Source organism: Amycolatopsis sp. BJA-103 (genome assembly GCF_002849735.1).
GTDB lineage: Bacteria > Actinomycetota > Actinomycetes > Mycobacteriales > Pseudonocardiaceae > Amycolatopsis.
In genome coordinates this window covers 512228-527045 of sequence record NZ_CP017780.1, presented here as the reverse complement: position 1 = coordinate 527045, position 14818 = coordinate 512228, and the positions used below count along the sequence as shown (strand labels likewise).

The 14818-nt window shown below is 69.6% G+C and carries 14 protein-coding genes; 3 read left to right on the top strand and 11 right to left on the bottom strand.

What is annotated here, in order from left to right; all coding sequences use genetic code 11:
- The first annotated feature begins 36 nt into the window (after positions 1–36).
- Complete coding sequence (locus BKN51_RS02495; protein ID WP_101606061.1) at positions 37–1026, top strand: TIGR03842 family LLM class F420-dependent oxidoreductase; 990 nt, start codon at positions 37–39, stop codon at positions 1024–1026.
- On the opposite strand, the gene BKN51_RS02490 is transcribed toward BKN51_RS02495, so the two are convergent.
- Positions 975–2594, bottom strand: a complete 1620-nt coding sequence (locus BKN51_RS02490) for an FAD-dependent monooxygenase (RefSeq protein ID WP_233224129.1) — start codon at positions 2592–2594, stop codon at positions 975–977. The genes BKN51_RS02495 and BKN51_RS02490 overlap by 52 nt on opposite strands.
- 215 nt (positions 2595–2809) lie before the next feature.
- On the opposite strand from BKN51_RS02490, the gene BKN51_RS02485 reads away from it, so the two are divergent.
- Positions 2810–4279, top strand: coding sequence for an alpha/beta hydrolase (locus tag BKN51_RS02485; RefSeq protein WP_101606060.1), 1470 nt, complete (start codon positions 2810–2812; stop codon positions 4277–4279).
- Here BKN51_RS02485 and BKN51_RS02480 read toward each other — a convergent pair.
- The 5 genes from BKN51_RS02480 to BKN51_RS02460 all read right to left on the bottom strand — a co-directional run bounded on the left by BKN51_RS02480 (position 4255) and on the right by BKN51_RS02460 (position 8415).
- Positions 4255–5484 (bottom strand): styrene monooxygenase/indole monooxygenase family protein, encoded by a 1230-nt coding sequence (locus BKN51_RS02480; protein WP_101606059.1) that lies wholly within the window; start codon positions 5482–5484, stop codon positions 4255–4257. The genes BKN51_RS02485 and BKN51_RS02480 overlap by 25 nt on opposite strands.
- 87 nt (positions 5485–5571) lie before the next feature.
- On the bottom strand, positions 5572–6807 hold the full coding sequence (locus BKN51_RS02475) for a serine hydrolase domain-containing protein (protein ID WP_101606058.1): 1236 nt from the start codon (positions 6805–6807) through the stop codon (positions 5572–5574).
- A gap of 10 nt (positions 6808–6817) precedes the next feature.
- The gene (locus BKN51_RS02470) at positions 6818–7618 is read right to left on the bottom strand and encodes a siderophore-interacting protein (RefSeq protein WP_168214243.1); all 801 of its coding nucleotides are present in this window, start codon (positions 7616–7618) and stop codon (positions 6818–6820) included.
- Positions 7619–7648: 30 nt separating this feature from the next.
- On the bottom strand, positions 7649–8005 hold the full coding sequence (locus tag BKN51_RS02465; protein ID WP_101606057.1) for a hypothetical protein: 357 nt from the start codon (positions 8003–8005) through the stop codon (positions 7649–7651).
- Complete coding sequence (locus tag BKN51_RS02460) at positions 8002–8415, bottom strand: SgcJ/EcaC family oxidoreductase (RefSeq protein WP_101613011.1); 414 nt, start codon at positions 8413–8415, stop codon at positions 8002–8004. Before BKN51_RS02460 ends, BKN51_RS02465 begins: the two co-directional genes overlap by 4 nt.
- Before the next feature lie 112 nt (positions 8416–8527).
- On the opposite strand from BKN51_RS02460, the gene BKN51_RS02455 reads away from it, so the two are divergent.
- Positions 8528–9202: a TetR/AcrR family transcriptional regulator gene (locus BKN51_RS02455; RefSeq protein ID WP_101606056.1), complete on the top strand. Its 675-nt coding sequence runs from the start codon at positions 8528–8530 to the stop codon at positions 9200–9202.
- 594 nt (positions 9203–9796) lie between these two features.
- On the opposite strand, the gene BKN51_RS02450 is transcribed toward BKN51_RS02455, so the two are convergent.
- Genes BKN51_RS02450 through BKN51_RS02430 form a run of 5 tightly spaced genes read right to left on the bottom strand, consistent with a single transcriptional unit; the run spans position 9797 to position 14709 of the window.
- On the bottom strand, positions 9797–10819 hold the full coding sequence (locus tag BKN51_RS02450; protein ID WP_101606055.1) for a GNAT family N-acetyltransferase: 1023 nt from the start codon (positions 10817–10819) through the stop codon (positions 9797–9799).
- The gene (locus BKN51_RS02445) at positions 10813–11856 is read right to left on the bottom strand and encodes a GNAT family N-acetyltransferase (RefSeq protein ID WP_101606054.1); all 1044 of its coding nucleotides are present in this window, start codon (positions 11854–11856) and stop codon (positions 10813–10815) included. Before BKN51_RS02445 ends, BKN51_RS02450 begins: the two co-directional genes overlap by 7 nt.
- On the bottom strand, positions 11853–12956 hold the full coding sequence (locus BKN51_RS02440) for a hypothetical protein (protein ID WP_101606053.1): 1104 nt from the start codon (positions 12954–12956) through the stop codon (positions 11853–11855). The genes BKN51_RS02445 and BKN51_RS02440 overlap by 4 nt, the downstream gene beginning before the upstream one ends.
- On the bottom strand, positions 12950–13987 hold the full coding sequence (locus BKN51_RS02435) for a GNAT family N-acetyltransferase (protein WP_101606052.1): 1038 nt from the start codon (positions 13985–13987) through the stop codon (positions 12950–12952). The genes BKN51_RS02440 and BKN51_RS02435 overlap by 7 nt, the downstream gene beginning before the upstream one ends.
- Positions 13984–14709, bottom strand: a complete 726-nt coding sequence (locus BKN51_RS02430; protein WP_101606051.1) for a hypothetical protein — start codon at positions 14707–14709, stop codon at positions 13984–13986. Before BKN51_RS02430 ends, BKN51_RS02435 begins: the two co-directional genes overlap by 4 nt.
- Positions 14710–14818 lie beyond the last annotated feature (109 nt).

Below are 14818 nucleotides of genomic sequence, written 5' to 3'. Positions count from 1 at the left end.
CGCTCCGTTGAGGGTGGTGGAGGGGAAGAAGGCCGGATGGATTTCGGGATAGTGCTCCAGACCGACCCACCCGCACGCGACCTGGTCCGGCTGATGAAGGCCGCCGAGGACCAGGGTTTCCGCTACGGCTGGACGTTCGACTCGTGCGTGCTGTGGCAGGAACCGTTCGTCATCTACTCGCAGATCCTCGCGGCGACGTCGTCGATGATCGTGGGCCCGATGGTGACCAGCCCGGCCACGCGGGACTGGTCGGTGATGGCGTCGACCTTCGCCACGCTCAACGACATGTACGGCAACCGGACGGTGTGCGGAATCGGCCGCGGCGACTCGGCGCACCGGGTCGTCGGCCTGGCACCGTCCACTTTGGCCACCGTGCGCGACTGCATGCACGTGGTCAAGGAGCTGGCCGAGGGCCGGGAGGTCCTGTTGCGGGACAAACCGGTCCAGATCCCCTGGATCCGCAACGGCAGGCTCGAAATGTGGATGGCGGGCTACGGGCCGAAGGCGCTGAAGACGGTCGGCGAACACGCCGATGGCTTCATCCTCCAGTGCGCCGATCCCGCGATCGCCCGGTGGACCATCGGCGCCGTCCGCGAGGCGGCCCGTGCGGCGGGACGGGACCCGGGCGGGATCACGATCTGCCTCGCGGCACCGGCGTACGTCGGGGACGATCTGGCGCACCAGCGCGAACAGTTGCGCTGGTTCGGCGGGATGGTCGGCAACCACGTCGCGGATCTCGTGGCGCGGTACGGCGATTCCGGGCCGGTGCCACGCGAACTGACCGACTACATCCGTGAGAGGGAAGGGTACGACTACTCACACCACGGGCGGGCGGGCAATCCCTCGACCGACTTCGTGCCGGACGAGATCGTGGACCGGTTCTGCCTGCTCGGGCCGTCTTCGGCGCATGTGGAGCGGCTGGAGGAACTGGCTTCGCTCGGCGTCGACCAGTTCGCGCTGTACCTCATGCACGATCAGCGCGAAGAAACCCTGAAGCGGTACGGCTCGGAGGTCATCGGCCGCTGACCCCCCTCTGCGATCAGTCCTCTACTTGCGGTCCTCGCGCGTGCAACTACCGCAAGTAGAGGACTAAACGCGCGGGGGTCAGACGCCGAACCAGGCGGCGAGCGCTTCTCGCAGGCCGTCATCGGTGTCCCCGCCCAGGCGATGTACCCGTCCGGGCGAATCAGGAGGACGTCGGCGGGCCGGTCCTCGGCCTTGGCGGTGTGGACGTCGACGAGTCCTTCGGCGAGCTCGCGGAGCTCCGGCCGTCCGGCGAGGTCGAGCAGGACCGGCCGCGCCGGGCGCAGCAACTCCCCGACGCTGGTCGCGCCCTGATCGGTCTCCAGCGCGAGATCCGGGACGAAGGTGCCGGCGAGCGCGTGCCCGGAGCCGGGCATCGGATAGCGCAGGTCGGTCCCGGCGAGATGCGCGGCCAGCCGTCGCGCGGGCTGCTCGTCGCCCAGCAGTTCCTGGAAGACCGTCCGGAGCGCCTCGGCGGCCTCGTCGTGCCCGCGCCGCAGCGCGACCTGCGCCTGGGACTGCAGCAGCGCGCGGGCACCGGCGGCGTGCCGTTCCGCGTGATAGGTGTCCAACAGCCCCTCCGGCGCCCGCCCCTGGATCTCGGCGGCCAGCTTCCAGGCGAGGTTGACCGAGTCGGACATGCCGACGTTGATCGCCGTACCGGTCGACGGCAGCAGGTGAGCCGCGTCGCCCGCCAGCAGGATCCGCCCCTCGCGGTAGCGCTCCGCCTGGCGGGCGGAGAACTGGTAGCGCGAGAGCCGGACCGGGTCGCCCAGCGGGACGTCCCCGCCGAGCACGCGGCGGATGCTGTCGCCGAACTCGGTCAGCGTCAGCGGCACGTCGTCGTCGATCTCGCCGAGATCGTCCTCGGTGGTCTGGATGAACAAGATCCCCGGCGTCAGCGAACCGAGCGCGAACACCCCGTTGTCGGTGCGGGTGTAGCCCGCCTTGATCCGGCCCAGCCCCGGTGTCTCGATGTCGCCGTTGTCGTGCACGGTCAGCCCCTCGGGGATCTTGACCTGCCCGATCCGGTTGACCTCGGGATAGGTGGTCCCGGGGAACCCGATCCCGGCGAGCGCGCGGACGGGACTGTGGCCACCATCGCATCCGACGAGGTACGGGGCGGTGACTTCGTACTCCCCCTCCGGCCCGCGGACCTGGGCCGTCACGGAGGTGCCGTCCTGGGACAGCCCGGTGACCTCGTGCCCGCGGCGCACCTCCGCGCCGAGTTCGAGAGCGTGTTCCTCCAGTAACCGCTCCAACAACTGCTGTCGCACCGACAGCGCCTTCAGCGGAGGCTCGTCGAACCGGGTGAGGTCGACGTGCACGCCGCCGAACGGGAACCGGTGGGGCGGGACGGGGTCGGTGACGAGCCCCCGGACCCGGTCCAGCAGGCCGCGGTACTTCAGCAGGTCCAGGATCTGCCCGCTGAGACCGTGGGCCTTCGGTGTCTTCCCCTGTTCCGGCCGCCGTTCCAGGACCAGCGGGCGAACCCCGGCCGGCCGCAGCTCCGCGGCCAGCATCAGACCGGTCGGACCGGCACCCACGATGATCACGTCGACGTCCGTCAAATCCTCACTCCTGTTCGGCCTGTACTGGCTACGGCCGAGGATTCTGCGGTATCACCGGGGTCTTGCCGCAAGCCCCCAGGTGCGCTATATGTTGAACATGGAGGGGCGCGCCCCTCCTTTTTCGTGCCTGGCTGAGGCGGGGTAGGGCCTGCTCCACCGTCTTTCCGGGTACGCGCACCAGGGATCACGCGCCCGCGAGCCGAGACGCTGGACGGGTGACCACCAGCAGAGTCCGCACCGCCGCTTTGATCACCCTCACCGCACTCGCCGCCGTCACGATCGCGCCCGCGGTCTCGGCCACGCCGAAGGGCATCGCCTGGGGCCCTTGTCCGGCGGGATCGCCATCCGGCTACGACTGCGCCGAACTGGAAGTCCCGCTTTCGTACCGGGATCCGGGCGGCCCCCGGATCACCATCGCGCTCGGCCGCCTTCCCGCGACCGACCAGAAGCACAAACGCGGCACCGTCTTCACCAACCCAGGCGGCCCCGGGAATCCCGGCCGCTTCAGCGAGTTCCAGACCGCGTCGCTGCACCGGCAGTTCGATATCGTGGGCTTCGACCCGCGCGGCGTCGGCGCCAGTACGCCTGTCCGCTGCTTCGCGAGCGAAGCGGAACTCGAGCCGCTCAAGCGGGTGCTCGGCCAGTTCCCGATCACCGTCGAGCAGGAAACCCGGCAGATCGCCGACGTCCGTGAGGTCGCCGCCTCGTGCGGCCGCAACGCCGGGCCGCTGCTGGGTCATCTGTCGACCACGAACGTCGCCCGGGACCTCGACAAGCTCCGCGAGGCCGCCGGTGAGCCCCGCCTGCGGTACTACGGCCTCTCGTACGGCACATACCTCGGCGAGGTGTACGCCAACCTGTTCCCGCATCGCGTCGGGGCCTTGGCCCTCGACGCCGTCGACGATCCGATCGCCTGGTCCACCGGGCACCGTCCGCAGGACGCGAACGTCCCGTTCAGCACCAGGCTCGGCGGTTTCCGGGACGCGGACCGCGCGCTGCAGGCGTTCCTCGACGCCTGCGCGGCCGACGTCCGGTGCGCGTTCCGCGAACCCGGGACGGACCTGCGGGCCAAATACGACGGCATCCTCGACCGGCTCGAGGCCACGCCGGGCGCGATCACCTATCAGGACGTCATCCGGCGCACCCACAACGCGCTGACCGACGAGGCCGACTCGCCCGCGCTGGCGGAATTCCTTCAGTCCGCGACGAAATCGGCCTCGGCGAAAGCCATCGTGACGCCGTTCGACTCCGCACTCGGCGGCGGCGGGACGATCTGTGCCGACACCACGAACCCGCGTGACCCGGCGGCGTGGCCGAAAGCGGCCCGCGAGGCCGATCGCGAAAGCCGCGGTTTCGGTTCGTACGACACGTATCTCTCGCTGCCGTGTGCTTTCTGGCCCGCCTCCGACCCGGCGCGCTACACCGGACCGTGGAACCGGCCGACCGCGCCGATCCTGTTGCTGGCCAACGGCAAGGGCGATCCGGAAACGCCGTACTCCGGAGCGAAACGGACCGAACGCATCCTCGGGAACGCCCGGCTCCTGACGCTGGACGCCTGGGGGCACGGCGCCGCGAACCGCAGCAAGTGTGTCGACGCGGCCCTCGACGCGTACCTGATCCACGGCCGTCTCCCGGCGCGCGGCACCGTCTGCGCCCCGGATCAGAAGCCGTTCGACCCGAGGTAGGCGAGCGCGACTTCCTCGTCGGTCAGCCAAGCGGCGTAGTCGGCGGGGTCGGAGAAGACGTGCGCGAACCGGCGTGCCACCTCGGGCGCCGTTTGCGCGGCGTCCAGGGTGGCCAGCACGTGATCCGGTGGCGGCGCGAGGAAATCGTTGCTCAGCCGGGTCGCGTGCTGTGCCTTTTCCCAGTACTCGGCGAAAGTACGGCGCTGGAACGCTTCGTCGAACGGGCGGTCGCCGTGGTCGAGGATGCTCTGTTCGTAGACCGCGGCCGCGTGCGCCGCCATGTTCGCGCCCTGCCCGGCGATCGGGTCGTTCGTCACCGCGGCGTCGCCCATCGCGAGTACCTTCGCCCCCGACGGCAGCGTCCCGACCGGCTCACGCACGATCGGCAGGACCCGGCCGCGCAGGACGTCCAGCGGCCCGCTCGGGCGTGCGCCGGCGAGCGACTCTTCGACCCACGGGAACTGCTTGCGCAGCAGCGTCATCGCGAGGGCGAAATGCTCGTCGACGTCGGTGACGTCGTCCCAGACGTCCATGGGTCCGCCGGGAACGCCGAAGAACCCGAGGCCGAAGACGGGCCCGCGCACCGACTGGACCGGCAGCCCGAACAGCTCACCGGCCCGGGAGAGCCCGAACGTCAGGCCCGGATACACCGGAAGCGGCTCGTCGCCTCCGGAGACGAGGTACAGGATCCCGATGGTCCGCTGCGGTTCGCGATACGGGGAACGCGCGTCGTCACGCGGGAAGAGACCGTCGAACTGTGGTCCTCGCCCGGCAGCGACCAGCACGAGATCGAACTCGCGGGCGTACTCCTCCAGCCCGTCGGGCGTCACCTTGCCGATCCGCACCTCACCGCCGCGGGCGGCGAACGCGGTCAGCCAGTCGGACACCTTGACCCGTTGGTCGACCGACTGCGCGGGGTGGTCGAAGCGGGCGCGCCACGAGACGGCGGGCTCCGGGGAGTCCCCGGCGAGCCCGAACGACGCGCCGAGCATCTCCGGGGCGGTTCCGTCCCAGAAGTTGATGCCCAGCGCGCGTTCCCGGGTCAGGGCGGGATGGAACAAGCACTGGTTCGAGATGAGGCCGCCGGCACGGATCGTTCCGGCGTCGCGGTCGGTGACCACGGTGACGGCGTATCCGTGCCGCTGCAGGCCCAAGGCCAGGACCAGGCCGGCTTGCCCGGCCCCGACCACCACGATCCGGCGCATGAGGACCCCTCCCCTTCGGCTGGGTCCAGTGTGGCCGGGTTTCCACCGCGCGGTAAAGGATCCGCCTGATGGGCTGCCCGAAAAGGATCAGCCCACGAGGGCTTGGTACACCAGGTTGCGCAGTTCGGCGCGGATCGGATGGGTCGACGACGGCAGCAGCTGGGTGAAGAACAGCACCGTGACGTCCTCGTCCGGATCGACCCAGAAGGCGGTGCTCGCCGCGCCACCCCAGGCGAATTCCCCGGCGCTGGCGAGGGTTTTGGCCTTCACCGGGTCGTCGAGCACGGAAAAGCCCAGTCCGAAGCCGAAACCGTCGTACGGCGTCTCGGAGAAACCGACGCGACCGTAGGTCTCCAGATCCACCCCGCCCGGCAGGTGGTTGCTCGCCATGACCTCCACCGTGCGCGAACCGAGCAACCGGACGCCGTCGAGTTCACCGCCACGCAGCAGCATCTGCGTGAAGCGGTGGTAGTCACCCGCCGTCGAGACCAGCCCCCCGCCGCCCGAGAGGCACGTGGGCGTGACACGGCCGATGGCGCCCATCTCGTCGTGACGGAACGGGGCCTTCGTCTTCGGGTGGGGCACATAGAGCGCGGCCAGCCTGTCGAGGGCGGCCGGGTCGGTTTGGAATCCGGTCTCGTGCATGCCGAGCGGAGTGAAGATCCGCTCGCTGAAGAAGGTGTCGAGAGACTGACCGGAGACGACCTCGACGAGCCTTCCGAGGATGTCCGTCGCGACCGAATAGTTCCATTCCGAACCGGGCTGGAACTGCAACGGCTGCCGCGCGAGCGCCTCGGAGACACTCGCGAGGTCGAGTCCCGGCGCGGTGCCCCAGTCGAAGCCGGCCTCGCGGTAGAGCGCGTCGACCGGATGCGTGCGGTGGAACCCGTACGTCAGGCCGGCGGTGTGGGTGAGCAGGTGCCAGAGCCGGATGGGTTCCGTCGCAGGCTCGGTCATCACCCGGACGGACGAGCCCGCCGTGAAGACCCGCGGTTCCGCGAATTCCGGCAGCCACCGGGAAATCGGGTCCCGGAGGTCGATGCGCCCCTCTTCGACGAGCATCATCGCGGCGACCGAGGTGACCGGCTTCGTCATCGAGAAGACGCGCCAGATCGTGTCGGTCTCCACCGGGAGCCCGGCCTCGATGTCGCGCAGCCCGTTCGACGCGAGATGCGCGACTTTCCCGTTGCGGGTCACCACGGCCAGGTACCCGGGAAGCAGATTTCGCTCCAGGTACCCGTCGAAGTGCTTGTCGATCCGCCGCAACCGCTCCGCGTCGAAGCCCACCTCGGCCGGGTCGACGTCCACCTTCAGCTCGATCATGCGACCGAGGCTACGCGTTCCGTTCGGCCTGTTTCTCCAGTCGCCACGCCTCGTCGGTCTTCCCGATCCGCCAGTATCCGGAGATGGACAGCAGGTCACGCCGCATTCCCCGATCGTCGAGAAGGTGACGTCGCAGATCCCGGACGAACGCGGCCTCGCCGTGCACGAACGCCTGAACGACACCGTCACGCCACTCGAGCGCGCGGACGGCTGCAGCGAGATCGTCGCCCTTGCTCCGGTGCAGCCAGGTGATCCGCGCGTCGCCCTTGGTGGTCAGCGACTGCTCTTCGGCGGCGTCCTCGACGAGGATGACCGCATGCACGGGAACGCCGGCCGGCATCGCTTCGAGTGACGCGGCTATCGCCGGAAGGGCGCTCTCGTCACCCGCGAGCAGGTGCCAGTCGGCTTCCTCGCCCGGCGCGTACGCCCCGCCGGGACCCGAGATCAGCAGCTCGTCGCCCGGTTTCGCGGCGGCGGCCCACGGTCCGGCGACACCCTCGTCACCGTGGTGGACGAAGTCGAGCACCAGCTCGCCGAGATTCCGGTCGAAGGCCCGGACGGTGTAGGAACGCATCCGCGGCCACTGCTCACGCGGCAGTTCTTCGCGGACGCGTGCCAGGTCGAACGGCTCGGGATAGGTGACGCCGGGCACCCGGAAGTGCACCTTGACGTAGGCGTCGGTGAACTCGTTGGGCTGGAACGAGGCGATCCCTTCGCCCCCAGCGACGATCCGGACCATATGCGGGGTGATCCGCTCGGTGCGCAGCACCCGCAACCGGGTCGCCGACACTGATCTCCGCGCCTCGGCCATTCACGATTCCTTTCATGAGGTTAGGTGAACCTAACTGAGCGTACGCCGATCCCGGATCGAGCGGGCGACGTCTCCCATCATCCGATCAAAGCCCTCCCGGACCCGCCCGTCGAACCCGGCGAAGAACCGGTTGGCCAGCGGGACCGCCCACCGTCCCCGGGAAGCGACGTTGTACACCCGATGGGTTACCCGCGCACCGGCCGGATCATCCACGACGAGGTACTCCCCGCGGTACCACCAACCGCCCTGCTGGGCGATGAGGCCGCGCTCGGGGTCCATCTCGAAGCCTGGGTTGTACTGCTGCGCTTGGAGAAATTCCGCGATCCGGGCGAAGACCTCATCGGCGGACGCGGGCACCACGTCGTCGACTTCGACCAGCGGTTTCACGCCGCGCTCGCGGCCGGGTCACTCACCCGGGTGTTCTGGAACGACGCGACCCGCCAGCCTTCGGACTCCTCCACCAGGACATACGTCAGCGTCGATTCCCGGCCGGGTTCGGGCTCGCCGCCCGCCAGCGACGATCCGCCGCCGGACACGACGATCGCGACGTCGGGCCGCACGAACCGGACCTTGGGCTCATCGCTCCCGGCGACCAGTTTCGATCCCTTCAGCAGCCCCTCGAACAGAGATCGGTGCGCGCTTTCGATGATCACGCGGCCCGGCATGTTCATGCCGAAGAACGTCACGTAGTCGGCGTCCTCGGTGAACAGCGACGCGTACGCGGCCGCGTCGCCGTCGTTCCACGCGTCGGCGAGCTTGCCCAGGACGGCCAGGACCTCGGCCCGTCGTTCGGTCATGATGTCCTCCAGTGGGGCGAACGGTGTTCGTGTGACGAACACTGTTCTACAGACGAACGGCGTTCGCGTCAAGTAGAGTTCGCGGGGTACCCCGGATCAGGAGGCGAACGAAGTGAGCAGGCCCCGGCGTCGCGCCGAGAAACCCGTGCTGTCCCAGGAGCTCGTGGTGAAGACGGCCCTGGACCTCCTCGCCACCGAGGGACTGGAGGCGGTGAGCATGCGGCGCGTGGCCCAGGCGCTGGAAACCGGCCCCGCGTCGCTCTACGCCCACGTGGCGAACAAGGAAGAGCTCCACGAGCTGATGGTCGACCACGTCCTCGACTTCGGCCCGGTCCCCGAACCCGAACCGGAGCGGTGGATCGAGCAGGCGAAGGACCTGTTGCGGGAGAACGTGCGCGCACTGACGTCGTTCCCCGGAATCGCCAAGATCGCGTGGGCCATCCCGGTACCGGTCGGCGCGAACGCCTTGCAGCAGGCCGAAGCCATGCTCGCGGTGCTGCGCGCAGGCGGCCTCGACCTCAAGCAGGCGTTGTTCGCGGCCGACGCGTTATGGCTCTACGCCAAGGCTTTCGCCTACGAAGGCGCGGGCTGGCAGCACGGCGACATCAACCTGGCCGAGCAGGAGGAACGCGGCAAGCAGATGGTCGAGTACATGACGTCGTTCCCGCCCGGCACGTTCCCGAACATGCTCGGCTCGGGCGAGTACTTCACCGCGGAGACGGCCCAGGAACGATTCGAGTTCGCCATCGACCTGTTCCTCGCCGGCCTCGCGGCCAGGGCCTCGTGAGTGGTGAGGACGCCTCCCAAGTACGTGAAGGACCCCAACACTGCGTCTAGCGCAAGGAAGGGGTCCTTCACGTACTTCCAGGCGACCAGAGTGCCGAACCGTGGAGAGCCTCGCGAGCGGCAAGGCGGTCATTGAGGGGTAAGTCAAATGTGGCATGACCGAGCCTCTGCGGCGAAGGACTCCTTCGCTGGCTTCAAGATTAAGAGGTGGCCTTCGTGGCGTGGTTCTGGACCGGCCTGCGGGCGCCAGTCGCTCCCGAGTGTCCACAAGGGACACTTCCTGGCGACAGAATGTCCGATTGATGGTTGGATGTGCGGTTTGCGGAGGGGGTCGTGAGTGGCAAAGAGGGTTAGAACCCGCTTTGCCACTCACGACCCCCTCCGCAAAGCGTGCATATGGGTATCAATCAGACATTTACCCGGCTAAGCGTGTCCCGTGTGGACAGTCAGGGTGCGGCCGGTCCAGATCCGCGCTGCTGAAGGCTCCCTTCACCGCATCGGACGCGACGAAGGGAGCCTTCAGCCCGGCACGACCCACCCGCGAACACGACACGTTTGCCCTTCCCCTCAATAACCGCCCTTACCACTCACGAGGTCAGAGCAGCGCGACCGCGGCCGCGTACTGCGGCACCAGCCTGGCCCCCAACGATGCCTTCGTCTCCGCCATCTTCTTGCCGAACATCACCTGTGGCCGCCCGGTCTCCAACGCCCAGCGCACCACCTCGCCGTAGAAGTGGAAATACAGGTTGGCGCGTCCGCCCAGCTCCGGCGGGAGCGCCGCCCAGTTGCGGACGATCGGCAGGGTCGGGTGATCGAGAAGGGTCGTCATGGCGACCACCCGGTCCGTGGCGGTGTCGCGGTAGGTGATGAGGTGCACGTCGGGCTGCCGCAACAGGGCGCTCCAGTAGCCCACGAACGCCGGGAGCGGCACGATCGGCACATCGTGGTGTTTGGATTCGTTGTGTCGCAGCAATTCCGCGATCTCGACCGGATCTGCGTCGATGCCGCGCACGACTCGCGCCTCGATCGAAGGATCGGCCTCGAAGGTGCGGAAGATCTTGCGCAGGTTGTACTTGCGTTTCTTCGCCAGCGAGTTCACCCAGTCGTCCCGGTTCGAGAACGGCGTGACGTCGAGGACGGCGACGTCCTCGGTCCGGCGCACCATCTTCAGCCCGCCCCGGAAACCGTCCACTCCGGACTCACCGATCTGGCGCACCAGCAGGCCGCGCAGGCCGAAGCCGAGTTCCGCGCGCATGGCCGGGACGAAGCGGTCCAGCAACCTGCCGACACCGCCGTCACCGTCCTCGTCGTCGAACCACCAGCCCGGCATCGCGGACGCGCCGGGCGAGCGGACGTCGAGTCCGCCGAACCATCCTTTGCCCGAAGGCCGGGCGAACCGATGCCGTCTGGTGAGCCCGGTGACCCACGCCGAGCTGACCACGCCACGCGGCTCGCTGCCTTCGAGCAGCACGGTGACCGGCTGCGCGGTGCGCGCCGCCCACGCCTGGGTGGTGAGGACCTCCCAGCTCCAGTCCGCGCGCAGACCGGCCTTGGCCCGCAACGGTTTCCAGTACGCGGGCTCCGGATCGCGCCGGGGGTCCAGCACCTCGATCACCATCGGGTCACCGGCCTCGGCACGATGACCCCGAGCAGCGGGACCGGCCGGAAACCGAGCGTCGCCTTCAAGTCGGTCAGCCCCCGCCCCATCGACAGGGACTTCCGGTTGCCCTCGATCATGGAGCGCACGTTACGAACGACAGCGTCGAAGTAGAGGTGCTTCGGCCGTCCCTCCTCCGGCGCCACCGCGGCCCAATGCTGGTGCAGTGGCGCCACGGGGTGATCGAGCACGATGCCGAACGCGAGCAGCTTGCCGTCGGCGCCGTGGTAGGTCGAGGTGATCACGTCCGGCCTGCGCACGAGTTCGGCGAAGTACTCGGCCGTGACCGGACCACGCCAGTCGAACTTCACCGGCCCCATCCGCCCGCGGTGCCCCCGCAGCAGCGTCGCCAGCTCCAGTGCGTCGAGGTCAGTGCGAGCGGCTTCGGCGCGAACGACCAGTCCCGGGTCCGCGGCGACCTTCTTCACCTGCCCGCGCAAGCTCAGCCGCCTGCTGCGCCGCAGGGACGCCAGCCAGCCTTCGACGTCGACGAAACCGTTCTCCAGCACCGACGTCGGCATCGTTTCGCGAACGGGCCTGCCCCGTCCGGACAGCATGTCGAGCGCTTCCGGCTCGACGGTGCGGTAGACGACGCCGAGGCAGCCGGGTCCGGTGAAGCGGCAGACGGCCCGCTCGAACCGGCGCATGATCTCCCGACGGTCGGCGGCGTCGACCTCGTCCGCGAACAACCACGGCGGATAGCCGGAAAGCCACGCGTGCTGCACTTCGAGCCAGCGCGTCCCCAGTCGCGCCACGCCGCGCACCGCGCCGGGCCGGTCCGGGGAGACCGGGGCGCACAGCATCGCCAGCACCGCGGCGACGATGTCTCCCCCGTCGCTGATCACGGTGAGCAGGTTGGGGCTGCGGGAGAAGTGCGATTCCACGCGAAGCAGGTGGTAGTCCCAGGGAACCGGCACCTGCTGAGCGGTGAGGAACGCGGCCCAGCCCTCGGGTTCGGCATCGGTTCGCGGATCGAGCACCCGCACTTCCCAGGTCATCGGCCCAGCACCGGTCTCGGCACGGCGACCGAGACCAGGGGGCTGGTGCCGAAGCCGAGCGCGGTCTTGTTCTCCAGCATCGCCCGGCCGGCGGTCAGTTCGCGGCGCCCGTGCGCGATCATGTGCTCCGCTCCCCTGGCGTAGAAGTCGACATAGAGCCCTTTTCGGCCACCGTCCGCACTCGGCAGCGCGGCCCACTGGTGCAGCACACAGGCGCCGAAGGAGTCGAACAGCGTGCCGAATCCCAGCAGCCGCCCGGATCCGTCGCGGTAGGTCCGGGTGATCACGTCCGGGCGGCGCACGAGTACGTCCAGGTAGGACGGTGCGATCGGGCTCCGGGTGTCCATGTGCAGCCCGCCGAACCGCGACCGCTGTCCCTGCGCCCAGGCCCGTTCGTCCTGCCTGGCGCGGTGGGCGTTGAGCAGGACGGCGAGTTCGTGGCAGTCCAGGTCCCGGCGGGCGGGAGCCGCTTCGGTGCGCAGGTCCCCGTCCTCGCGCAGGTCACGCAGCGTCCTCCGGGTCTCGTCGCCGAGTACCCGCTCCCAGTCGTCCACAGTGGAATAGTCGTTGGGCAGCACGGCGATCGGGTCGATCTCCCGGGTCATCCGGCCCCGGCCCGCCAGCGCCGGGAGGAGTTCCGGATTCATCGCCCGGTAGATCACGCCCAGCAGCCCGGGGCCGAGGTGGGCGCACAGTGCGCGTTCGAGCCGGCGGACCACTTCCCGCCGCTCGGCCTCGTCCAGCCGCTCGTCGAGCACCCCTGCCGGATAACCGCTGAGCTGCCAGAGATAGGCCTCGGCCCAGCGCGGGCGGAACCGTCCACCGAGGACGGACAGCGGCGCGAAGTCGTCCGCCCGCCAGCTCCGGCACACCATCACGGTGAACGCGCCGACGACCTGCTCTCCCCTGCGAAGCACCGCGAGCACCGCCGGGTTCTTCGCCAGCCAGGCTTCCCGGCGCAGGACCTCGTACTCCCAGACGGGCAACAACCTCGCCCGATGCAGGAATTCCCGCCAGCCCGCGGGTTCGGCCGCGCTCCTCGGATCGAGCACTTCGACCTCGAACGCGGTGCTCCGCTCCGCCACCTTCATCGTCACCATCCCAGTACCGGTCTCGGCACGGCGGCGGAATACACCGGGCGCGCCCGGAATCCCAGCGTGGCCTTGAGTTCGGGCAGTCCGCGCCCGGCGGTGAGTTCCCTGACGCCACGCCGCGTGGCGTAGCGCATCGCGTGGATGTAGGAGTCGAACAGCAGTCCCTGCCGTCCGCCCTCGTCCACCGGCAAGGTGCCCCAGTGCTGTTTCGCCAGGCTGTCCGGATGGTCGAGCAGGGTGTTCACCGCGAGCAGCCTGCCGTCGGCGCCGGTGTAGGTCAGCGTGTGCACGTCCGGCCGCCGGAGGAACCGGTGCAGGAACGCGGCGGACGGCATGGTCCTGGCGTCGAGCGCGAACCGGCCGTGCCGTTCACGATGCGCCTGGATGAGCGCCGCGACCTCGGCGCTGTCCAGATCCCCCCGGCCTGGACCGCCCTTGACCACCAGGCCGGGATCGGCCGCGAACCTGCGCCGCTGCCGTCTGAGCCCGCCACGCCGCGACTTCGCCAGCGACGCGATCCACTCGTCTTCCGAACCGAAGCGGTTGTCCAGCACCGCGACCGAATCGACGTGTTTCACCAGCCTGCCCCGCCCTTGGACGTCCTTCGCGGATTCCTCCCCGAGCGCCCGGTACAGCACGCCGAGCAGTCCCGGTCCGAGCCGCGTGCGCAAGGCCCATTCGAACGCCCGGATCAGCGGACGTCGTTCGGCGGCCGGGACCGGCGGCGCGAACGCCAGTCCCGGGTAACCGCTCAGCCAGGGCTGGCAGACCTCGGCCCAGAACGGGCGCAGCAGCCGGTGTCCCGGCATCGGCGCGAAGCGATACCGCAGCCGGGGACGACAGACCAGGACGGAGAACGCCGCGACGATCCCGGTGCTACCGGAGACGGTGGCCAGCACCGGCGGGTTCCGCGCGGTCCAGGCGTCGAGTCCCATCACCCCGTAGTCCCACACCGGATGCAGGCGTGCCGCGGTGAAGAACGCCGGCCAGCCCGCCGGGGCGGGATCGGTGCGCGGATCGTGGAAAGCGATCTTCACGTGAGCACGACCGGGGTGCCGTGTCGCGGGCACGGCGCGATCTCGCCATGCACCCCGCCCGCCGGGAGCACGTCCACGAACCGCGGGGAATCCTGGCGCAGCAGGGTGAACGCGAGCCCGCCCGAGGTGGGGCGCGCGTGGACGCGGGGCCAGTCGAGATGCCAGCGGCCGCAGGCTTCGATCGCGCCCAGGTAGCCCAGTGCCGGGTCGTGGAGCACTCCGTACGGGCCGGTGTCCATGGTGTCCAGTTCCCGTCGCGGTACGGATTCGACCCGGTACGCCCGGTCTTCGGGCAGCGCGGTGGCGAAAACGGCCAGCTGCTTGTCGTCGCCGACCGCGATCACGCGACGACCGCGGCGGAGCGCCGCGGTCAACTCCGCGAGGACACCCGGCGCCGGGGTGTCGGGATCCACCACGCAGCACCGGACCCCGCCCGGCAGGTCCGCCGGCGGGCGCGTCCCCTCGTCGCCGAGCACGACGACCAGTGCGTCCCCGGTCACCGAACGTGCCCTGCGCAGCACGGGACCCAGCCCGCGATTCGGCTCGATCCGTTGCGTGCCACCGGCGAGCGGTACGAGATCGACGATCTTGTGCACCGCCTCGGACAGCGGTGCCGCGCCGGAGTCCGTTCCGGTCCGGCCGGGCACGAGCACGGGATCCGTTCTGCCGTCGAGTGCCCAGCGTTCGCGGTAGAACGGCACCGTCGCGAAGGCCGACCTCACGGATCGCCGATAAGCGGCACGCCAGGCGGCACTCACCCCCACTTTCCACATGGCGCGCAAGCCTGCGTCATCGGAACCGGTTTGGGAACACCCCACGTCTGGTTCATCC